The sequence below is a fragment of the Chthoniobacter flavus Ellin428 genome (assembly GCF_000173075.1).
Taxonomy (GTDB): domain Bacteria; phylum Verrucomicrobiota; class Verrucomicrobiia; order Chthoniobacterales; family Chthoniobacteraceae; genus Chthoniobacter; species Chthoniobacter flavus.
On the sequence record NZ_ABVL01000002.1, the window covers coordinates 99,942 to 121,633 of the forward strand.

The following is a 21,692-nucleotide window of genomic DNA, read 5'->3' on the forward strand; positions in this document are numbered from 1 at the left end:
CGGTGTGGCACACGACGCCCTCCAGGCGTCAGACAAAAAACACCGAGACAACGACATGACTACAGCCACCCTGAAGAACCTCGAAACCCTGCACCAATGTCTCAGCGGCGACGTCCTCCTTCCCGGAGACCTCGCTTACGACGAGGCTCGCGCCGTTTGGAACCGCATGGTCGACCGCCGACCCGCCGCCATCGTCCGTTGCCGGACTGAGGCCGACGTCGTGCAGGCGGTGAATTATGCCCGCGAAAATCGGCTCAAGGTTTCGATCCGGGGCGGAGGACACAACATCGCCGGTTTCGCGGTCTGCGAAGACGGGCTGATGATCGACCTTTCGCCGATGAAGAGTGTGCGGGTCGATGCCGGCGGACGCCGCGCGTCGGTGCAACCAGGCTGCACGCTGGCCGACGTGGATCGCGCCACGCAAGTGCACGGCCTCGCCACGCCCACGGGGATCAATTCCACGACGGGCATTGCCGGCCTCGCCTTGGGCGGCGGTCTCGGCTGGCTCAGCCGCAAATACGGCCTCACCTCGGACAATCTCATCTCGGCGCGGATTGTCACGGCGGACGGTCGCACGCTGCACGCCGGAGCCGGTTCCCACTCGGACTTGTTCTGGGCCTTGCGCGGCGGCGGTGGAAATTTCGGTGTCGTCACTGAGTTCGAATTTGCCCTGCATCCGGTCGGGCCCGAGGTGCTCGCCGGATTGATCGTCTACTCCCGCGCCGAAGCCGGCGCCGTGCTGCGGAAGTATCGTGAATTCATTGCCACCGCTCCCGAAGACCTGAGCGCGTGGGTCGTGCTGCGCAAAGCGCCGCCGCTGCCCTTTCTCCCGCCTGGGGGCGCACGGCCGCGATATCCTGGCCATTGCCCTCTGCTACCTCGGGCGAGAGGGAAAGCGGCCGCAGGATCATTGCCCCGCTCTCGAATCTCGGCACCGTTCTGGGCGAACACGTCGGGCATGGTGCCCTTCACCCGCGTGGCAGCAGGCCTTCGATCCGCAACTCACTGCCGGCGCACGCAATTACTGGAAGTCGCACAACTTCACCGAGCTGAAGGATGGCTTCTTCGACCAGATCGTCGACCTGGCGGGAGAATTGCCCTCGCCGGAATGCGAGATCTTCATCGCCCAACTCGGTGGCCAGGCCGGGCGCGTGCCGGTGAATGCGACCGCCTACGGAAATCGCGACGCTCATTTCATGATGAACGTGCACGGTCGCTGGACCTCGCGCAGTGATGATCTTTCGTGCATCGCCTGGACGCGGGAAGTGTTTATGGCCACGCTGCCGTACTCCAACGGGGGCGCCTACGCCAACTTCCTCACCGCCGAGGAGACGGATCGCGTGAAGTGGGCCTTCGGTGCGAACTACACGCGCCTGGCGAAGATCAAGCGGACCTACGACCCGGAGAATTTCTTCCGACAAAACCAAAACATCCGACCCGAGTGAACCCAACCGAGGCGGTGATCCGCGCCGCCTTACCCAACCAACACACCCAGCGGCGGGCACAGCCATCTCCGCATTTCCGGGCTTCGACATCGTTTGCTACCCGGCAGGATGAGATGGTTCGGCACCATGCCTGCCGCAAACGGGCCTTGGGACGCATGAGATAGCCAACCAAGGCAAAAACTGTAGGGCGTCCTGCGCGGCGCCGGGAAAGACTGACTTGGAGCGGTCTTTTCCCACCGCACCCAAAGCAGGCGCCCTGCAGTCCGGTCGGCGGGCTATCGTTGTGGCGCAGCTTTCGTCGAGTGAAATAGAAGCCGCTGATGCACCACGCCAGAGCAATGCTCAGTGCGAGGAAGAGGAGAATGGCTTTATCCTACTTGTGCTTGGGCGTGATGTTCGTGGTAGCGCTCGACGTTCTTTCGCGCTTTCTCCGCCCAGACTTCATGGGTCGGCTTGACTAAAAATGTGCCCGTCAAACCTTGAGTGCCGATCTCGATACCGCGCTGGCGGCTAATCTGGTGCCCGTAGTAGAGAGCAAGGATGAATGAAAGGATTGCGATTGCCACCACTGTCCAGGAAGCAATGTCATCCCTGATGCGGACATAGGGGTCGGCCACGGCCCAAAGGAGGAAAAACATCGGAAGGAGCAACATGGAAATCCATTGGCGGATGCTCAAGCGACGTAAATCGCGAAAATGCTGTTTTTCTACATACATAAAAGGGCAGTTAGGATCCCAGGCATTCCGAGGAAATGTTCCGACTCTCCTTTGCCGGGCTCTAGAGTTGCTCGCGAACAGCGATTTAACCAATCGGACCCGCGAAAATCTCCGTGCCGCTGGTTTTCGGTGGCGGCCAAGCCTGATGGCACGCCGGGCATTCCTCCGTTTCGATGGGGCGCTTGCGAGAACAACTGGGGCAGGGTACTCGCGTCGGCCACGGCGCGGCGAGACGGAACGCGACCAGGCCGGGCAGGCTGAAGAGGAAGACAAAGAGGGTCCAGTGGATGGCTTCCCTTTTCGCCAGGCCAGCGCGGCGGGCCCACCAAAAGGTAATGGCCGCACAGGCCGCACTCAGTGCCGTCACCAGTCCCAAGAAAGATTTCGACGATGCCGCCCGACCCAAGTCGGAGAGAATGCTCGGAATGGTGTCATATGCTTCCGGGTGCCTGCCTCCACTGGCGGTATAAAGCGCACTCACGAAAGGCGGCACCAAGCCCAGGTAGAGGCTCCCATTCGATTCTGGCGGGGAGGCTTCTTGCGTCACGGCACTGTCGCTGCGCACCACTCGTCCCTGAAGATCGATCTCGTCGACGAAGGATGGCAGGGATGGATTTCCCGGCTTCATCTCGCGTTGGAAATTGGGATCGTAGAGGATGAAGACGCGCTCGCCGCCGGGAACCGTCGCCACAAAAAGACCGGGCCAGATGGCGGGATCATGTCCGTAGGGAGCGGTAGCCAGTGGCTTGCCGTGCAGGTCGAGAATTTGCACGGCATTTTCAAACGCGAGTAACAAATACACCGGGGTCTCGCCTGCACAGACCGGGGCGCTCGCGTAAATCCTGCCCAAGGGCGCCGTGTAGAGCAGCTTCATGGTGCGGTCGCCGAAATCCAGACTGTAGAGCTGATTGCCGCTCCAATAGTAGTACGGCGCGGACCGGCTGAAGATGGGATGCTCCAGGCGAATGGGAAAAGGTTTCGGCGCCGCATCCGCGGAGTGGAATCCCTCGACATCGCAGATCGCCACGCGACGGCGGGTGAGCTTGTCGTAACCGGCGAAATAGTTTTTCCGGACGAGATAATACCAATATTCCGCTCCATTGTCGTTGTTGCCCGCGGCGACTTGGAGATAACGGTCTCTTCGGAGCGGATCTTCGGCGAGAGCGGCATCAAAAGCGGCTTGCCAGTTTTTCAAATTCCAACCCACTGGAAAAAATTGCGCGAACCGATACGACGTCGCGTTTTCAATATAATTCTTGTCGGTAAACGGGCTGCCATCCGGATAAGTTAAATGAAGCCCCCCGTCATAACTAGACAGCAGCGGCTGGCCATCCTTCGTGAGCACGAAACGCCGGGGACTTCCCGATGACGGTGGGTTACTGGAATTCGGTTGCAGCGCGACCCACAGTACCAACAGCAACACCATCAGAACACCCATGAAAATCTCCGCGCCGGCAAACATGGCGAACGCCAGACTCCAGCGCGCGGCTGGGAAAGCGTGGCTGGCCGAACCATTGCCACACATGGCGCCGTAGGCGGCGGTGAGCAGGATCAGGGACATCCCGAGAGCTGGCAGGAAAATCCAGTCTGTCCCGAGCTGGAAAAAGAACAACGGCAGGACGGACAGCGCGAGCAGCGCACGTCGCCCATACCAGCGGCCGTGCGTCAAGGAAACGAGCAGGGCGCCGGCGTAAAAGACGATACCGAAGATGACATTGCTCGCCGCCGGTACGGCCATCGCGGGAAAGAATGGGGCCGCGACCAGGCCAGGCAGTGAGACGAAAAGCACGCTGGCCAGGAATGGCAGGCCCGCGGCCAGTGCATAAAGCAGCAATCCGGCGGTGACTTTACCAAGAAAGAGGGTCGAGCGCGGCACGGGCCGGTGCAGCAACGCGGCCCAGCGATCGCGATTGAGCTCGGGAAGGATTTGGATCGCTCCCAACGCGGCACCGGCCAGGGCGCAGCCAAACAGAAAAGTGATATGGGTGTTGCGATTGATGATCACATCCGGCTGCACATGCAGGACGTAAATTTGCGCGACAGTCAGGACGGCGGCAGCGAGTGCGGCCCACTTGAAGTTTTCGCGCAGTTCCTTCCAAAGGATCGTCTTAAAGGGTGTCGCCATATTTACCGGGGGGGCAGGATGAAAAGGAAAGCGCTTCGTGATCGAAAATCTCCGTGCCGGTGGCGGCGGCCGGAGGCCAGTCGTCCGCGCAATGAGGGCAGGTTTGCCGGCTGACGGGGCGCGGTCGCTGACAGGTCGCGCACGGAACCACCTGGGGCCAATCGGCCACAGTGAGGAAGAGCAAGAGGCCGGCGATATTGAAGACCAGGGCCACGCCCGCCCATAGTGCCGCCTGCGACCAGGAAAAGTGCAGGCGGCGGGCACCCGCCAGGGTTGCACCGGCGCACAGCAACGAACAGACCAGGATGAGCACCGCCGTCTCCCGAACCGCATGCGCGTTGCTTCCCATCCGCGCCTCAAACACGTCTTGAAGCTTTTGATTGCCCAGCAGTACCCCAAGCTTTTGATAAAGCAGGGTGCCGAAGAAAAACACCGGGCTTCGGAGTCCCTCGATAAGGTATCCCGCGGGCGTCGGCTTCGCCGGAGTGACCGGCAACGGCGGCAGCGTGTAGGAATGCTCGACCTTCCCCTGACGACTCATGACATCGACGTAGCTGGGCATCACCGCGCTCTCCTGCCAGGGAATCCAGACGCTGGGTTCATACTGGAGATAGAAGCGATCACCGGCGACATTCACCCCGACAGAGATTTGCCCCCAGCGCTCGACATCATGGTGGTAGGGTAGCGTGGCCAGCAGGTGCCAGTCTTTTTGATCGTAGATCGCCAGAGAACCGCGCAGCGCAACCGCCGAAATCTCGATTTGCTCCAATTCGTTGGCATTCCACGCATTGGCGACGCCGTGGATCGGCGGTGACGCCGGCAACGGGATTTCGGTGACGCTCCGTCCGGCAAAGTCGGCGACGCGCAAGCTCTCTCGCTGGAATTGCAGCAGCCGGTCGTGTGCCACCGTATCGAACACGACATCAACCGGAAATGGAACCGGCCGGTTTCCGGGCGGCTGGAAACCGTGTAAGTCGAGGATCGCTGCGACGGTCTTTCGATGTAGCGAAATGCCGACGAGGATCTTCGGTTGTCGGAGCAAAAACCAGCTCTCCGGCTGCGGCAGGTGATGGGTGCCCGCGGGCACGATATAGGTATGGGAGAGCCGATAGCGCTGCTCATGCTCCACGCGCGGATGATAGTGGTGAGAATCGCCGATGTAGGCAGTAGCTTCGTTCAAATAGACGGTGTGCGAGCGAACGCGGTCCCGCTTGTATTTCGCTTCGCTGGGCGCGCTGCCGTCCAATTCCTCGACGGAAATAATGGTGCCGCTCCGATAAATGATCTTCAACGGACGGCCTTCCTCGTTGACCCGGTATTCCGGGCGATCCGAGTTGTACCACCGGTCGGGCTTCCAGACGAAGAGGGCGAACTCGGCGAAGCCACAACACCCGTAAAAGGCGACGAGGAACAGAGCGAGCCGGCCGAACCAAGGCCGCCCGCGCAGCCGATCACGACGATAGATGGCACCCCAGCCCGCGAGAGAAAGCACCAGCGTCATCCCCAACACCGCCCACGCGGCATCGCTAAAATCGTCCGCCCTCTGGACGAAGGACGTAAGATACACCGCGGCCAGCAACGGCAACACCCGCCAGGCGATCCGGCCACCCTGCAGCGCGATGAGGAGCGCGGCAAAATAATAAGCGAGCCCGGTGGCGGTGTCCGCGATTCCGGCGAGAGCGAGACCCGGGACGAAAGGGCTGGCGAAATGGCCGGGCGTAGCCGTCTGCCAGACGCATACGAGGAGCGGAATCACCGCCGCGATGATATAAAGAAGCACGCCGGCCACCGCCTTCGCCCAGAAAAGTGCGCCCCAGGAGATCGGCCGGTGCAAAAGGGCCGCCCAGCGATCGCGATTTAACTCCGGCAGAATCTGGAGGAAACCGAGAAGAAGACCGATGGCCGGCGGCCCGAAAGTGGTGAGAATGAGAAACGCAGCGTGGCAAAGCGTGATGCCGTTATTGAATGAGTAATCTGCATCGGCCTCCGTGTACAGCGCGAGGAGTTCCGCCGCGCCGAGAGCGAACATGGCGAGCAGCGCCCATTTGAAATTCTCCCGTAATTCTTTCCAGAGGAGCGTGCTCATTTGTGCTCGAGGTCGCGCATGAAGAAGGTTTTTTCGCCGCGTTCGCCAACGTAGCTGACGAAGGCGTCTTCGAGGGTCATCTGCACCGGCTCGATGTCGGCCGGCTGAAGCCGCGCGAGTTGCGCCTCGGTGTCGGAAGTGGCATTGGCGAAGGTCAGGGCGAGCTCGCGGTCGGTGCGGAAGCTTTCGAGCAGGCCGGGAATGGCTGGAGCGGGTGGGGGAGTATCGTCGAATTTCAGGACATAGTGTCGCAGGCTTTCGCGGAAGCGTTCGACGGTGCAATCGGCGCGCAAAGCGCCCCCATCGAGGACGGCAATGCGGTCCGCCACGCGTTCGACATCGGAGAGCAGATGCGACGAGAAAAGGATGGTGCGATTTGGCTGGCGCGTGACGTAGAGCATTGATTGCAGCAGGCTGCGCCGGGCCACGGGATCGAGACCGAGCGCGGGATCATCGAGAACGAGCAGCTCGGGCTCGGGCGCGAGGGTCATTGCGAGGCAGAGCCCGGCGCGCTGTCCACGCGAGAGATGACCGGCTTTCATTTTCGGCTCGAGGCGGAAGTGGGTGATGACGGCTTCGAAAATGTCCTGGTTCCACTTCGGAAAGAAGCTCGCCTGGAAGCGGCCGCATTCTTTGACTGTCATCCATCCATAGACATGGTGGCCTTCGGGCAGATAGCCAATCCGGGCGCGCGTCTCGGGCGAAAGTGACTGGGAATCCTGGCCGAAGACCCGGGTGCCGCCGCGGGTGGGATCCTCGAACCCAAGGAGGATGCGAATCGTCGTCGTCTTGCCCATGCCGTTGCGACCGAGAAAGCCATAGATGGTGCCGGCGGGCACTTTCAAGCTCAGGTCGCGAACGATTTCGCGGGTGCCGTAATACTTCGTGAGACGGTCGATTTCGATAACCGGTGACGTGTTCATGAGTGGGCTCCTTTGGCGTCGGGGGATTTCGCGGCGACGGCCTTCCTCAGGCCGGACCAGGTTTCGTCGAGGGTGGCGTGGATTTGGGAGAGATCGAAATCGAGGAGGATGGCCTCGTGGCAGAGCTGCTCGGTGGCCAGGCGCAGACGGCGTTCGCGTTCTGCGTCGGCGAAAACCTGACGTTTTTGCGACACGAAGACTCCGCGGCCCGAGCGGCTTTCGAGGACGCCATCGCGGATCATGTCCTGATACGCGCGGGCGACGGTATTGGGGTTGATGACCAGCGTTTCGGCAAGAACCCGGATGGCCGGAAGCTGGTCGCCTACCTGTAGCCGACCGAGGGCCACCGCCTGCTGCACCTGCTGAACGATTTGCCGAAAATGGGGATATCGCTGGCTGGAGCGATGGAAATTCCGAGCGACATGAGTGTATTAATTAACTAATACACACAGTATGGCAAGACGTCTTTTGCGAAATATTTTCAAAAACTGTAAAAAAGTACCAGCAAAAGGGACGCAGCCTGATTATCTACACCGAAGTCCACCTCCAGAATCCCACCACAATGTTTGGCAATAAACAGAAAAAGAAAGCCGCTTGGGTCCAGAGTGCCCTCGAACGTTACGAACGCCCGCTCTTGCAGTATGCGATGAGCATCGTGGGCGAGATCGAACGGGCGCGGGATGTGGTGCAGGAGACCTTCATGCGCCTGCACAACCAGGAGCAGGAGAATATCGAGGGGCATCTTTCGCAGTGGCTCTTCACGGTGTGCCGCAATTGCGCGCTGAAGTCGCTGAAGAAAGAGGATCGTTACATTTACGTCGAAGCGCAGGAGTTTGAGACCAAGCGCTGCGAAGGCCTGACGCCGCTGATGGAGCTCGAGCGCAAGGAACGCGTGGAGCGCCTCATGGAGCTGGTGAAAGAGCTGCCGAAGAACCAATACGAAGTCGTCCGTCTGCGGTTCCACCATCACCATTCCTACCAGGAGATCAGCGAGATCACCGGGTTGAGCGTGGGCAATGTGGGCTTCCTGCTGAACGCGGCCATGCGCAATCTGCGCGGGAAGATGGATCGCGACGACAAGGACGAGAAGATTATTTACCTGAAGAAAGGGGTGGCTTGATCGTGAGAGGAAAACTGTCAGACCAAGACCTGACGGATTACGCGCTGAATGAGCTCGGTCCTGAGGAGCGCTTGTATGTCGAATCGATGCTCGCCGTTTCGGAAGAGTGCCGGGAAGACGTTTACAAGACGATCGACCTTGGGCTGATGATCGAGGAAGCGTTTGAACGCAGAGAGGGCGACGTTCCGCTTTCCCTCACCGATGAGCAGCACGTCAAGTTGCTCGATGTCCACGTGCCGAATCGTTTTCTGCACCGCTCCGTGCGTGTGCTCGCGGCCGCCGCCGCGGTGGCGCTGGCTTTCGTGAGCAAGGATGTGTGGCTGCCGAAGGCGGCGGTGGATCATGTGACGCGCGTTTCCAGCCAGGTGAACACTTCGGTCATGCAAGCCACGGCCGAGGGCGAAGATTTTGTCAGTCAGTTGGCGAACTTCCGTAAGCTCACTGAGGATCCCGGCAAGTGGCTGCCCTCGCAGCCGCCCGCTGGCGCCGCGGTGTTTGGTCCGCCGGCTTCCTTCAACGTGGAAGCGCCTCACGCGGGTTTGGAATTCACGCCATAATTTGCCCGCGAGTGCATTTCCGCACGCCCTTCACGCCGTTCGTCGCATTTCTTGCCGAACGGCGTTTTAGTTTCTAGAAACACTCTCTCTTCTTCCCATGTCCACCCGAACGCCCTCCAGTGCCGAAAGGCCCGCACCCGCGGCTAGTGCTCCCATCGATGACAAAGCCGCTGCGACCATGCTCGTGGACGCATACAAAAAGATCGTCGACGAAATGGGGAAATTCATCGTCGGCCAGCAGGACGTCATCGAGCAACTCGTCATCGCGGTGCTCGCAGGCGGTCACTGCCTGCTCGAAGGCGTCCCCGGGCTGGCCAAGACGGCGATGATCCGCTCGCTGTCGCGGACGATGGATCTTTCCTTCCGCCGCATTCAGTTTACGCCCGATCTCATGCCGGCGGACATCACCGGCACGGACATCATCCAGGAAGATCCGGCCACCGGCCGCCGACAGTTTATTTTCCAACGCGGGCCCATCTTCACCCAGATGCTGCTCGCGGACGAAATCAACCGCACGCCACCGAAGACGCAAGCCGCGCTGCTCGAAGCGATGCAAGAGCACTCGGTGACGGTCGGCGGTCACACGCTGAAACTCGAGGAACCTTTCTTCGTGCTCGCGACGCAAAACCCGATCGAGCAGGAAGGGACCTATCCGTTGCCCGAGGCGCAGAAGGACCGCTTCATCTTCCTCGTGAAGGTTGACTATCCGGAGCGGGAGCATGAGCGGCAGATTATCGCACGGACTACGGGCACTTTCGAGGCGGACCTCCAGCCGGTCATTCACGGCCAGCAGATCCAGGAATTGCAGCGCGTGGTGCGCAAGGTGCCGGTGCCCGATCACGTCATGGATTTCGTGCTCGATCTCGTGCGTTTCACGCGGCCGAACAATCCCGATGCCCCGGCGTGGGTGAAGGATCTCGTCGATTGGGGGGCCGGCCCGCGGGCCTGCCAGAACATCGTCCTCGCGGCGAAAGTGCGCGCGGTGTTGCGCGGACGCTTCCACGTCACCGATGATGATATCGAGGCGCTCGCGCTGCCGGTGTTGCGACATCGCGTCGTGCCGACTTTCAACGCCGAAGCCGAGGGCATCAAGGTGGACGACATCATCTCGCGCATCGTCAAGGCGGTGCCGCGCGGCGAATCGAAACGCGTGCTCTAAACCGTATCCTCGGAACCAATGACCGCCGATTAGCTCTTAATCTTAATCCTAATCTTAATCGTAATCTGCTCCGGACGTCCGGGAGTAAGATTAAGATTAGGATTAAGATTAAGAAGCAGAGCCCGATGAGCCCCCCGCATGGCGCACGTCTCGGATTTTCTTACACCGGCTGATCTGCAAAAGATCAGCAACCTGCAGGTCGTCGCCCGGCAGGTCGTCGAAGGCTTTTGCTCGGGCATGCACCGCTCGCCGCACAAGGGCTTCAGTGTCGAGTTCAAGCAGCACCGGCAATATGTGCCCGGCGACGAAATCCGGCACATCGACTGGCGCGTCTTCGGTCGGTCAGATCGCTTTTACATTCGCGAATACGAGGAGGAGACGAACCTCCGCGCGACGATCCTGCTCGATATGAGCGGCTCGATGAATTATGGGCGCAACGGGCTTACCAAATACCATTACGCCACGCGACTGGCGGCTTCGCTGGCTTACCTGATGATCGGCCAGCAGGACAGCGTGGGCATGGTCACGTTCGACACGAAGATCCGGAAATACATTCCGCCGCGGTCGCGCGTCTCGCACCTACGGGTGCTCATCGACGAGTTGCAGCGCAGCGAACCGGGCGGCGAAACGGAACTCGGCGACGTCTTCCACGATCTCGTGCCGAAGCTGCACCGCCGCGGCTTGCTCGTGATCCTGTCCGATTGCTTCGGCGATGTGCCGTCGCTGCTCAAGGCGCTTGCCCACTTCCGCCACGCGCATCACGAGATCCTCATTTTCCAAATCTGGGATCGTGACGAACTTGAATTCCCGTTCAAGCAATGGACGCAATTCGAATCGCTCGAAACCGCGGGCGTGAAGCACTTGCTCGACCCAGTGCTGTTGCGCGAGGCGTACCTCGAGAACCTGGAAAAATTCCGCGCCGAACTGCTCCGCGGCTGCCGGCGACATAAGATCGATCTGGTGCCATTTGTCACGGACCAACCCTACGCGGAGGCTCTCGCGGCGTATATCAGCCGCCGGAGGACGCGGGGATGAGTCTGCCATTCGGCTTCATCAACGGCGCCTTGCTCGCCGGCGCCTTCGCGCTGGCGATTCCGATCATCATTCATCTCTTTCACAAGAGCCGTTTCCAGATCGTCAAATGGGGCGCGATGCATTTGCTGGAAGCGGTCATCCGCACCAATCAGCGGCGCATCAAGATCGAGCAGATCATCCTCCTGATCATCCGCGCGGCGATTCCGCTGATCCTCGCGCTCTGCATGGCGCGGCCGGTGTGGAAAGGGGTCCGCAAGTTGATGGGCGAAACGCGCACCTCGACGATCATCCTGCTCGATAACAGCTACTCCATGGCCGCCAGTCGCGCGGGAACTTCGAACATCTCGCTGGCCAAGGACGAGGCCGAGCGGATTCTGAACGAGGTGCCGCGCGGTTCGGATGCGCAGGTTGTCTTGATGGGCGAGGGCGGCGCGCCGTTGCTCGATGAACCAACCTATGACCTGGCCCGGCTTACCCAATCACTGAAGCCCCTCGAAGCCACCTACGGCACGGCGACCGTGCCGGCGGGTCTGGACTTCGCGGCGAATGTCTTCGGGCAGATGCACGAGTCGACGCGCAATCTGATCGTCATGACGGATTTTCAGCGGGTCAGCTTCGAGGCGACCGAAGACGCCGAAGTCGGACAAATGCTCGACCGTCTGCACAAGCTGACCATCCCGCCGGAAGTCACCTTTTTCGACGTGGGCACCGAGGTGAAAGACAACGTGGCCATCGAGTCGCTCGATTACTCGCGGCTCATGGTTGGCATCGGACAAAAAATCCAGATCCGCGCGAACCTGCGGAACTTCGGCGACGCACCGTATCAGGACCTGCGCGTGTATTTCAAAGCGGACGGAAAGGAGCGCTCGATGGCCCAGATCCGCCTCGGCCCGCACGAAAAAGGGCAGGTGCTTTTCACTCACGCCTTCGATACCGCCGGCTCGCACGTGGTCGAAATCGTCGCGGATGCCGATCCGCTCAAAGCGGACAACAGCTATCTGGCAAGTATTCCGGTGCGCGACAAAATCCCCGTGCTGCTGGTGAATGGCGACCCGAGCGCGGAACCGCTCAAAGGCGAGACCGATTTCGCCGAGATCGCGCTGCAGCCCTACAGCAGCACCGGCCGTGTGGCCTTGGCCGATCTCATTTCCACCAAAGTCATCCGCACAGAAAATCTCGATGCGAAGGATATCAACGCGTCCGCGGTGGTGATGCTGGCGAACGTGCGTCAGCTCGATGCGGGACAACTCAAGGCGCTGGAAGACTTCGTGCGCAATGGCGGCGGCCTGCTCATCTTCCCGGGAAATCGCGTGGATGCTTCGTGGGCGAATGCCTCACTGTTCAAGGATGGCAAGGGCCTGCTACCGCTGGGCTATGGCGCGCTGGCCGGCGATCTGAAAGAAGGTGCGCCTTCAGTGGGTATCGTCTCGCAGCGCTTCGACCATCCCGCGCTCGATCTCTTCAACGACCCGCGCAACGGGACCGTCTCGGACGCGGCGATCAAGATGTGGTACCGCATGAAGGAACCGGCGAGCGCGAGTGCGAATGCACCGACGATCATCGCCCGATTGACCAGCGGTGATCCCTTCCTCGTGGAGAAGCAATTCGGCGAAGGCCGCGTCATCCAATGCGCGATCCCGTGCGACGCCGATTGGAGCAACCTACCGATGCGCCCGTTTTATCTGCCGATGATGCAGCGCCTCTCGATCTACCTGGCTTCCACGGTTTTTCCACCGCGCAATCTCGAGGTGAGCAAGCCGCTCGTCGCCTTCCTGCCAGCCGGCGATGCCGGAAAGAAGGCGTCGCTCTCCCTGCCCGACGGCACGGCGCGCGAAGTACCGGTGGTCAAGAAAGGCGAGCGCGGTGTGATCGAGTACCCGAAGACGCAACAGCCCGGTCTCTACACGCTCACTTCGCCGAGCGGCACAGCCACCCATTTCGTGGTGACACCTCGCGACGCGAATCGGATTTGCAAAAGCTGAGCGACGCCGAGATCGCGGATTTCGCGAAATCGCACGGCGTGTCGGTGGTCCACTCCGGCGCGGAATACAAGCAAATGGATCACTCCCGGCGTTTCGGCAGTGAGTTCTGGCGTTCGCTGCTCTGGTTGTTGCTGGCGCTGATTTTCGCCGAGCTTTTCCTCCAGCAGCGCTTCTCGCGGGTGCGCCGCGTGACGACCAATGAGGGCCTGCCAAAAGGTGTGCCGAGCAGGCAGGGAGTGCGCACATGAGCCCGGAACACGTGCAGACATCGCTGCGTTTCGTCGGCGACTGGCCCTGGTATGTGGCCTTCGGTATCGCAATCCTGCTCGGCGCCGCGGCCTGGTTTCTCTACCGGCGCGAGATGCATGGGCGTTCGTGGTGGGTGCAATGGCTCCTGCCGCTGCTGCGCTCGCTGACCGTGCTGATGATCGTCGTCATGCTTTGCGGTCCAGTCCTGCATCACCGCAAAATCATCGGCCAGCTTTCCCGGTTGCTCCTCTTTGTCGATGGTTCGAAAAGCATGAGCCTCACCGATACCTCGATGAGCACCGGGCGGAAAATCCTTATCCTGCAGCGGCTCGGCCTGTGGCGTTCCGATGCGGTGAAGATGGATCTGCCGCAGGCCGGCGAAGCGCTGGCCGAAGCCCAATCACTCGCGACGAAAGGCCACGACAGCGGCGCTACCAACGCCGATGCCTGGAAGGCGCTGACTCACGATTTCGAAGCGAAGATCGGCGTAGCGCGCGATGCCCTCACCCGGGCCGGTTTCGATGCCGAACGACTGGACGCTTTTGTCCGCGAACTCGGCGTCGCGTCGCGGGAGTTGGCCAGCCGGGAGCTGAAGCAACTCGACGATCGCAATCGCGCCGCCCAGGACCTCGGGCACCTGGGTGAAGCGGCCGCCCGCTGGCAGCGGGAAGTGAACGCGCGCTTCGATCAGAATTTGCAGGCGATTGCGCCGGGCGAGAATTCGCCGCTGAAAACCGCGCTGTCGAAATTCGATGGCCTGCAGCGCATTCACCGGCTGCAATCGCTCCTCCTTGAAGGCGAGAAGGAAAAGCTGCTCGGCAAGTTGAGCGAGAAGTTCGATGTCCGCTTGATCGAGATCCTCAATGCCGAGGCCAGGAATCTCTGGCAGCCGACGAGCCGCGATTCGACGCTGCCCACCAGCCTGCCGCAGCCCGAGGGCGAGATCACCAATCTCGCGACCGCGCTCAAGAACTCCGCGAGCGGCGACACGAAAGAGCAACAGCGCGGCGCCGTGGTGCTCTTCAGCGACGGCCAGCATAATGAAGGCGAGTCGCCCCTGGAAGTAGCCAAGATTCTCGCTGCTCGCGGCCTGCCGATCTACACCGTGGGCTTCGGCAGCGACATCCGCCCGCGCGATCTCGCCGTGGTGAAGATCGACGCGCCCGACGCGGTGTTTTTCGAGGACCGCGTCCAGGGACAGATCACGATCAAGGACGACCTGCCCGTGGGCCTTCCTTTCACCGTCACGGTGCGGGATGGGGACAAGATCCTATGGCAGCAGCAGCTCGTTTCCGAAGGCAGCAACCTGCGCAAAATTCCATTCTCCGCGCCGCTCAGCGAAACCGTGCAGGAGCGATTGAAGAACAAATCGCCCGACATGCAGCTCACGTCGGTGCCGCTGGAGTTGAAGGCCAGCGTCTCGAATGTCGAGGGCGACAGCGAGCCGGGCAACAATACGATGAACCTGCGCGTGCGAGCGCTCACGCAGAAGCGGCGCATCTTGATTCTCGATGGACGTCCGCGCTGGGAGACACGTTACCTGCGCAATATGTTCGACCGCGACGAGCAGTGGCAGGTGAATAGCGTGATCGCGGGCACCACTGCCGGCGATCCTGGCTTTCCTCGCGGGGAAAAGGACGGGCAATTTCCGAATGATCCCGCGGTCCTGCAGCCCTACGACCTGATCGTTTTTGGCGAAGTGCCGCGGGCGCTTTTCAAGGACGAGGAGCTGAAATGGATTCGCGATTTCGTCGCGAATCGCGGGGGCGCGCTGGTCTTCATCGATGGACCGCGCGGGCGGCTGAAAGAATACGCGGGCACCGCACTGGCGCCGCTGTTTCCCGTGGAGTGGAAGAATGCTCCAGCGCGCGAGCCGGGCATGAAGCTTTCGCTCAGCGAGCGGGCCGCGACGATGGCGCCATTCTCGCTGGCGCCGGAGAAATCGCAGAACGCTGAAGTATGGGCAAACCTGCATCCGCCGCACTGGCTGTCGAACGCCACGGCGCTGCCCGGCGCAGAGACGCTGGTCGAGGCGAGTGTCAGCGGCAAGAAAGTGCCGGCAGTAGTGATGCGATCTTTCGGCGCGGGCAAGGTGTTGTATCAGGCCTTCGATGACTCCTGGCGCTGGCGCTATGATGTCGCCGACGAGTATCACGTCCGCTATTGGAACCAGATTGCCAATTACATGGCAGAATTGCCGTTCGCGGTGCGCGACAAACTCATCTCGCTGGATGCCGGCGCGTTGGTCTATCGGCCCGGCGATTCGGCCGATCTGCGGGTGCGCTTGCGGGACGGGCAGGGGCGGCCGGTGACAAATGCCGCCGTGGATGCCGTGCTCTACCGCGATGGCCGGCGTGTGGCGACGATTCGGCTTTCGCCCGAGGACAATGCCGGCGGCCTCTTGCGCGGACGCACCGCGGCGCTGGAGCCGGGCAGTTACGAGGTGGCGGTGGAGTCTCCGGCCATCGCCGAGCGCGATTCCAAAGCGCGGACGAGCTTCAAGGTCGAGCCGTTGGAGACCGGTGAATTGACCCAGCTGAACCTCAACGAAGAGCTGCTGCGGCAGATGTCGGCGTTGACCGGTGGCGAGTATTTGCGCGAGGAAAACATCGACCGGCTCGTGGACCTGCTGGCCCCGATGAGCCAGGGGCGGGTCGTCGAGAGCGACACCGTGCTCTGGCAGAGCTACTGGTGGTTCGTGCCCATCGTCCTACTGCTCACCGTGGAATGGATCATCCGCAAACGCGTGGGGATGCTGTGATGGCGCAGGCTCCTGAAATCGACAAATCCGTCGAACTGGGTAGGCTTCGGCTTCCCATGGATTTGGCCGACAAATTAACAGGGCTAATAGTGGAGAACATTCGCTCCGCGCTTGCGACGTGCCCAGCCAACTTCGGCCCGACAAAGAATTCCGTTGGAGAAGAGTTAAACCATTGGGAACATCTACCGTTCCTCTTGCGCCATGCCTGAACTACTGACCCCCGCCAGTACCAAGATTGACCCGCTCATTCTGCGGAAGCTGCAGGCCTTTGCCGACCGGCGCCGCAAACTCATCGTGCGCCGCGGCATCTATGCCGCCGTCGCCACGCTGCTCGTAGCCATGATGGTGGTGGCGGCGATCGATTACATTTTCGTCCTGCCGGATGCCTTGCGCTGGACGTTCAGCGGCGCCGCGTACCTGGCCATCATCATCGTCGAATGGCGCTCCTGCTGGCGGCTGCTTTTGAAAGCACCGGGGTCGCGGCAACTGGCCCGTCTTGTCGAGCACGCGGAACCGAAACTGCGCGAAGATCTGCTCTCCGCGGTGGAGCTCGGCGACGAGGGGCCGAACCAGGTTTTTGATTCCGAACAATTCCGCGCGCTGGTCCAGAGCGATGTGGCGGCCCGCGTGGAGAAGCTGGACATGGAGGAATTGCTCCCGGCCAAACTCCTGCGGCGCTATTCGATGATCGCCGCCGGCATCGGTGTGGCCTGTCTCGTGGCGTTTACCCTCACCGGCTTCCAGTTCGGCACGTTGATGATGCGCGCGTTGCTGCCCATGGCTAATTTCGCCCGGGTCTCGAAGGTGAAGGTCAAGATCGTCGAGCCCTTCCCGGCGGAGATGCGCGTCGCTCAGGGCGATACCTTGCCGCTGATCATCGAGCTTTCCGGCCAATCGATGAACAAGGCGACGCTGGAGACTTTTACCCCGAGCGGCGGCCGCGAAGTCGTGCCGATGACGCCGCTGGCCCGCGATCGCTTTTCCGCCACGATCCAGGTCGGCCGCGAAAATGTCTATTACCGCGTGCGGGCCGGCGATGCGCTGACTAAAAAGTATCTGCTCGAAGCGGTGGCCCGCCCGGCCGTGGTCGATTTCCAAAAGGCCTACACCTATCCCTCATACTCGAAGCTCGAGCCGAAGACGGTGACCGAGGAGAACGGCGACCTGTCTGCATTGGAGGGCTCGCAAGTCCTGCTCCGCCTGCACACCAACCAAAAGGTGAAGGACGCGGAATTGCGGATCGAACAGGGGAAGAAGAACACCGTCGTGCCGCTGGTCACGCAGGGCGATGCGCTGGTGGCGAAATTGCCGATCGATGCCTCGGGCATTTATCGCGTGCACCTCGTGGGCGCGGACAGTGGGTTCGAAAACAAATTCAGCCCCGAATACGAATTGCGCGCCGAGCCGGATCTCGTGCCGCAGGTCACGCTGGACCTGCCGAAGCAGGACCTCATCCTGCCCTCGAACGAAATCGTGGACGTGCAGGGTTCGGCCTCGGACGACTTCGCTCTGGCGAAGGTGTCGCAGATGGTCAAGATCAACGACGGCAACTGGAAGGAAACGGTGCTTTCCAAGGAACCGGGTGCGAAGACCCAGGTGGAGCGCCGCTGGGATTTATTCGACCAGGGCGTGAAACCCGGCGACCTGGTGACGACGAAGCTGGTCGCTGTCGACTTGAAGGGCAACCGCGCCGAATCGCGTCCGCTGCAGGTCACGATCACCGCCGCCGGTTTTGAAACCAAGCGGTTGCAGGCGCTGAACGCCTACAAGCAATTGCTCGAGGTGATCAAGGCTGCGGAAACAGCGTCGGCCGCGCTGGTCAAGCAGACCAATGATGCCCGGCAGCAGTTCGACCGCCTGGGCGAGGGTGATCCGCAGCGCAAGCAAGTGCTCATGCCGGTCTCGGCAAGCATCACCGATCTCCTGCAAAAAAATTCGGACGTGATGAAGCAACTGGCGACGGTCTTGCGCGACGCGACGCCGGGTCATGAAAGCGGCGACCTGGCCTTCATCGGGCGCGCTCTCTCGCGGGAGCAGACTTATGGCGTCGAAAAGGCGCGAGGCCTGGTGGAGGTGCTTTCGGCCAACCCTGCGTTGCCCACGGCGCACGATCTTCTTGGCGAAGCGCTGAACAGTATTGGCCGAACGGAGCAGATCCTGCGTCAGGCGACGGATAGTTGCCGGACGACGCTCAACGCGGAGGAGATCGATGTGCTCAACGAAAACCTTCAGGTGGTGGACGTCGAGCAGCAGCGTCTGCTGACGCTCGCGCACCAGAGCGGCACCAGCGCCGAAAAATGGGCGCCGGTGGCCAATCGATTGCGCGTGGTGCTGGCGGAATTACGCGGACTCGAGGAACTGTCGGGCGGCGCCGCGGATCATGGCATTCGGGCGGTGGCTGATCGGATGCGCAATATCCAGAAGCTGATCAATAAGCGGCGCACCGCGCTGGAGACGGCGCTCGGCGGCCCGCTGGGCGCGGAATTGCTGGGGCCAACGATGGAGCTCTCGCAGGCCGTCACGGACGTGAGCCATCAGGCGCTGGACATGGCGCGCGACATGCGCGGGCAGACGATGGCGATGCTGCGCGTGATGACCCGCGAAGTGGAGGCGACGCACAGCAGCTTCGAGCAACTGCGTGCGGAGAACGAACGATTGGTGCGCAACGATAAGCTGCCGGTAGAGGTCGCCAACGTGCTGCTCGATGGACGTTGGGCGGCGCATCTCGATGCCTGGAAGCTGCGTGGCGACATCGAGGAATGGCGGCCGGATGCGGACAGCTATTTTGTCAATGACATGCGGCTCACGACGCGGGTGCTCCAGGCGTTGCGCGATCGCGTGGCCGGGGAACGTTCGGAAAAGTGGGCGAAGGATTTGCACGATATCGAACTGAATTTCCGCGTGTTGGAATGCGGGCACTTGCTCACCGAACTCGTCGGGCAAGTGGAGCATCTGTCGACCGAGGAGCGCTGGGAGATTTACAATGCGAAGTCGCGGACAACGAGCCCGCATGATTGGGCGTGGCTCAGCGAGCGTCTGCGGACGACGCCGGAGGAAGTTGGCCGGGCGCTGGATTTTCCCGAACGCCGCCCCCTCGGGCAGGCGGTGCAGAAGATCCTGTGGGATGCCCAGAACCAGGAGTTCACGCATCAGCTCCAGCGGGAGATGGACGATCGCTTCAACATCAGCCGCATGCCGGTGACGGCGAAAGACCAGGCGGATCAATTGGCGGACTATTTGCGCCAGGCGCTCGATCTTCTCCGCGAGCCGATGGAGCAGTCGCGCGAGAGCCTCTCGAAGCTCACGCCGTCGCTGGCCCAGACGATGAAGCAACTCGCGAAGAAGACGGAAGAACTGCGGGACAAAACGTCGAACCAGGCGCAACAGGTGAGCGAGAAGCTGACGGATGAAGCGAAGGCCGATGCCCGCCAGGCGCTGGCCGATCAGCAGCGGTTGAATCAGCAGGTGGAGTCCCTCAAGGATGCGTTGCGCGCAGATGCGAACCAGCAGGACATTTTGAGCAAGGAAGGCCGCGAGCGGGCGCGCGATGCGGACGACGCCGTGGCCATGCTGCGCGAACCGCCACAGCGGGCGCAGGAAGATCTCGAACTGGCCGCGAAGAGCGACAAATCGCAGACGCAGGAACAGGCACTCAATCAAGCGGTCGAGCAGCAGCAGAAGTTGACGCAGGCGCTGCAGCAGATGTCGGAGCATTACGCCGCGCTGGACGCGGGCAAGCCGGAGGACACCCGGCAGGCCATGCGCGCCACCGAGCAGGCCAATGGTGTCAAGGATCAGCTCGACCAGGATTACGCCAAGGCCGAGCAGATGGCGAAGCTGGCGCAATCCACGCCGGAGGAAATGCTCAAGCAACTCGAGAAGGCCTTGCCACAGAATCCGCAGATGCAGAAGGAACTGAGCGGGATTTCGCAGAATGCGTTGAAGGGTGCGGCCGAGCAGCTCAAGCAGGCCAGCGCGCAGGAAAATAACGTCGCGCAGAGCGTGCAGAAGATGGCCAAGGACGAACAGGCCCAGGCGGAAGCCGCGGCGCTGGTGGCGAAGCAGAATGCGGCGCAAGCACAAGCGCAGGCTCAGGCCAATCCTGCGAACGCGCAGAGCAATCCGCCAAACAACGCGAACCCGGCGAATGCCCAGCAACCGAACGGGCAGCAGCAACAGGCCAACGCGCAATCGCCGCAGAATGGACAGCAGGGGAATCCGCAGCAACAGGCGCAGCAGCCGGGGCAAGCCAATCCACAGAATCAGCAGCCGAATCAAAATAATGCCGCGCTGGCGCAGGACGCGAAGGAGCAGACGCCGATTGGCAAAACGGCGGAGCAGGCGGCGGACGATGTGATGCGTGCTGGGCGCCACGAGATGCGACTGGAGAACAAAGTGGCCGGTGAGCAATTGGATCGGCTCGGAAAACAGATCGAAGCCAACGCCCAGCAGCAGGTGCCGAATGCCCAGCAGTCGTTGCAGAAGGCGCAGCAGGCCATGCAGGCTCAACCGGCGGTGAACGACGCCAATACCGGATTGCAGAAGTCGCTGCAGAAACTCAACGCGATGGCTAATCCCGCGCAGGCGGAAGCGGACGCCGCGGCCGAGGGCCAGCCCAATAAACCGGCTGCCGCACAGCAGGCCGATGCCGCTGGACAGCAAGCGCAGGCCGCTCAGATGCCGAATCAGGCGGCGCAGGCCGCGCCGCAAAGTGGCCAGCAGCAGGCGAATGCCCAGCAGGGGAATACCCCACAGGCCACGGGAAAACAGGCCCACATGGACCAGGCCAGCGGACAGGAGGCCATGCAGTCACAAACGGCGCAGACGGGGGCAAAGGGGCAACCGAAGGGTCCACAGGGGTCGGCCGCCGAAGCGCAGAATAGTCAGGCCGCTCAGAATGGCCAGACCCAGCAAGCTCCGCAGGAAGCCGAGCCCAACGCCATGACCGCGGCAACTCCGGCTTCACCGCAGGAACAAGTCTGGATGGCCCGCACCCTCGACGCGCTCGATGCCGCGCTGCATGCGCATGCCGGTGACGAGGAGCAGGAGGGCAAAAACGGTGGCCAGCAGCAGCAGGCCGGGCAAAACAATCAGGGCGCACAACAGGCGGCGAATCAGCAAGCACAGCAGCAACGTTCGCAAAACGCACAGCAAGCTTCCGCCGCCGGCGGGAAGCCTTCGCAGCAATCGAGCGCCGCGGCAAAAGCTCAGGCCGCGATGGCCCAGGCGGCCGCGAGTGCCGCGAAATCGGCGCGTTCGGAAACTGGATCGCCAAATCAATCCGGCGAGCCGCAGCAGGGTAGTTTGCAGGCCATGTCCAAAGGGGGGGCGCAAGCACAAGGCGCCAATGGCCCACACGGGACTTTGGGTGATGCGAAGCTCAAGGCGGGTGACTGGGGCAAGCTGCCGAAGCAGATGGCCGAGCAATTGACCCAGGGACAGCAGGAAGGCATCGCCGGTGAATATCGCAACCAGGTCGAAACCTACTATCGTGTGATCGCGGAGAAATCGAAGAAGCCTTAATGGAACTGCGA

At 61.6% G+C, this 21,692-nt stretch carries 13 protein-coding genes and 1 pseudogene; 9 read left to right on the forward strand and 5 right to left on the reverse strand.

The window, feature by feature from the left end; genetic code table 11:
• Positions 1-55: 55 nt before the first annotated feature.
• A pseudogene (locus CFE428DRAFT_RS03280) lies at positions 56-1,445 on the forward strand (FAD-binding oxidoreductase).
• A gap of 368 nt (positions 1,446-1,813) precedes the next feature.
• On the opposite strand, the gene CFE428DRAFT_RS03285 reads toward CFE428DRAFT_RS03280, so the two are convergent.
• The 5 genes from CFE428DRAFT_RS03285 to CFE428DRAFT_RS35300 all read right to left on the reverse strand — a co-directional run bounded on the left by CFE428DRAFT_RS03285 (position 1,814) and on the right by CFE428DRAFT_RS35300 (position 7,654).
• Complete coding sequence (locus tag CFE428DRAFT_RS03285) at positions 1,814-2,161, reverse strand: hypothetical protein (protein ID WP_006978011.1); 348 nt, start codon at positions 2,159-2,161, stop codon at positions 1,814-1,816.
• A gap of 85 nt (positions 2,162-2,246) precedes the next feature.
• Entirely contained in the window at positions 2,247-4,286 is a 2,040-nt protein-coding gene (locus tag CFE428DRAFT_RS03290; RefSeq protein WP_006978012.1) for a hypothetical protein, read from the reverse strand.
• Positions 4,270-6,372 carry an ABC transporter permease gene (locus CFE428DRAFT_RS03295; protein ID WP_006978013.1) on the reverse strand — a complete coding sequence of 701 codons (2,103 nt, stop codon included), beginning with the start codon at positions 6,370-6,372 and terminating at the stop codon, positions 4,270-4,272. The genes CFE428DRAFT_RS03290 and CFE428DRAFT_RS03295 overlap by 17 nt, the downstream gene beginning before the upstream one ends.
• Entirely contained in the window at positions 6,369-7,295 is a 927-nt protein-coding gene (locus CFE428DRAFT_RS03300) for an ABC transporter ATP-binding protein (protein WP_006978014.1), read from the reverse strand. Before CFE428DRAFT_RS03300 ends, CFE428DRAFT_RS03295 begins: the two co-directional genes overlap by 4 nt.
• On the reverse strand, positions 7,292-7,654 hold the full coding sequence (locus CFE428DRAFT_RS35300) for a GntR family transcriptional regulator (protein WP_006978015.1): 363 nt from the start codon (positions 7,652-7,654) through the stop codon (positions 7,292-7,294). Before CFE428DRAFT_RS35300 ends, CFE428DRAFT_RS03300 begins: the two co-directional genes overlap by 4 nt.
• A 203-nt stretch (positions 7,655-7,857) precedes the next feature.
• Between CFE428DRAFT_RS35300 and CFE428DRAFT_RS03310 the strand changes: the two genes are divergently transcribed.
• The 8 genes from CFE428DRAFT_RS03310 to CFE428DRAFT_RS03350 all read left to right on the forward strand — a co-directional run bounded on the left by CFE428DRAFT_RS03310 (position 7,858) and on the right by CFE428DRAFT_RS03350 (position 21,681).
• Positions 7,858-8,415, forward strand: coding sequence for an RNA polymerase sigma factor (locus CFE428DRAFT_RS03310; RefSeq protein WP_006978016.1), 558 nt, complete (start codon positions 7,858-7,860; stop codon positions 8,413-8,415).
• Between the two features lie 2 nt (positions 8,416-8,417).
• On the forward strand, positions 8,418-8,972 hold the full coding sequence (locus CFE428DRAFT_RS03315; protein ID WP_006978017.1) for an anti-sigma factor: 555 nt from the start codon (positions 8,418-8,420) through the stop codon (positions 8,970-8,972).
• Between the two features lie 97 nt (positions 8,973-9,069).
• The gene (locus CFE428DRAFT_RS03320; protein WP_006978018.1) at positions 9,070-10,131 is read left to right on the forward strand and encodes an AAA family ATPase; all 1,062 of its coding nucleotides are present in this window, start codon (positions 9,070-9,072) and stop codon (positions 10,129-10,131) included.
• A gap of 138 nt (positions 10,132-10,269) precedes the next feature.
• Complete coding sequence (locus CFE428DRAFT_RS03325; RefSeq protein ID WP_006978019.1) at positions 10,270-11,166, forward strand: DUF58 domain-containing protein; 897 nt, start codon at positions 10,270-10,272, stop codon at positions 11,164-11,166.
• Positions 11,163-13,148, forward strand: coding sequence for a VWA domain-containing protein (locus CFE428DRAFT_RS03330; protein ID WP_006978020.1), 1,986 nt, complete (start codon positions 11,163-11,165; stop codon positions 13,146-13,148). The genes CFE428DRAFT_RS03325 and CFE428DRAFT_RS03330 overlap by 4 nt, the downstream gene beginning before the upstream one ends.
• Positions 13,136-13,396, forward strand: a complete 261-nt coding sequence (locus CFE428DRAFT_RS03335) for a hypothetical protein (RefSeq protein ID WP_006978021.1) — start codon at positions 13,136-13,138, stop codon at positions 13,394-13,396. Before CFE428DRAFT_RS03330 ends, CFE428DRAFT_RS03335 begins: the two co-directional genes overlap by 13 nt.
• Entirely contained in the window at positions 13,393-16,158 is a 2,766-nt protein-coding gene (locus CFE428DRAFT_RS03340; RefSeq protein WP_006978022.1) for a VWA domain-containing protein, read from the forward strand. Before CFE428DRAFT_RS03335 ends, CFE428DRAFT_RS03340 begins: the two co-directional genes overlap by 4 nt.
• A gap of 201 nt (positions 16,159-16,359) precedes the next feature.
• Complete coding sequence (locus CFE428DRAFT_RS03350; protein WP_006978023.1) at positions 16,360-21,681, forward strand: DUF4175 family protein; 5,322 nt, start codon at positions 16,360-16,362, stop codon at positions 21,679-21,681.
• Positions 21,682-21,692: the final 11 nt, after the last annotated feature.

What these genes read in the sequence shown, in the direction of transcription:
- CFE428DRAFT_RS03310 (WP_006978016.1), top strand. Translation starts at nt 7,858, where the DNA reads ATGTTTGGCAATAAACAGAAAAAGAAAGCCGCTTGGGTCCAGAGTGCC.
- CFE428DRAFT_RS03290 (WP_006978012.1), bottom strand. Translation starts at nt 4,286, where the DNA reads ATGGCGACACCCTTTAAGACGATCCTTTGGAAGGAACTGCGCGAAAAC.
- CFE428DRAFT_RS03300 (WP_006978014.1), bottom strand. Translation starts at nt 7,295, where the DNA reads ATGAACACGTCACCGGTTATCGAAATCGACCGTCTCACGAAGTATTAC.
- CFE428DRAFT_RS03325 (WP_006978019.1), top strand. Translation starts at nt 10,270, where the DNA reads ATGGCGCACGTCTCGGATTTTCTTACACCGGCTGATCTGCAAAAGATC.
- CFE428DRAFT_RS03350 (WP_006978023.1), top strand. Translation starts at nt 16,360, where the DNA reads ATGCCTGAACTACTGACCCCCGCCAGTACCAAGATTGACCCGCTCATT.
- CFE428DRAFT_RS03330 (WP_006978020.1), top strand. Translation starts at nt 11,163, where the DNA reads ATGAGTCTGCCATTCGGCTTCATCAACGGCGCCTTGCTCGCCGGCGCC.
- CFE428DRAFT_RS03295 (WP_006978013.1), bottom strand. Translation starts at nt 6,372, where the DNA reads ATGAGCACGCTCCTCTGGAAAGAATTACGGGAGAATTTCAAATGGGCG.
- CFE428DRAFT_RS03320 (WP_006978018.1), top strand. Translation starts at nt 9,070, where the DNA reads ATGTCCACCCGAACGCCCTCCAGTGCCGAAAGGCCCGCACCCGCGGCT.
- CFE428DRAFT_RS03285 (WP_006978011.1), bottom strand. Translation starts at nt 2,161, where the DNA reads ATGTATGTAGAAAAACAGCATTTTCGCGATTTACGTCGCTTGAGCATC.
- CFE428DRAFT_RS03340 (WP_006978022.1), top strand. Translation starts at nt 13,393, where the DNA reads ATGAGCCCGGAACACGTGCAGACATCGCTGCGTTTCGTCGGCGACTGG.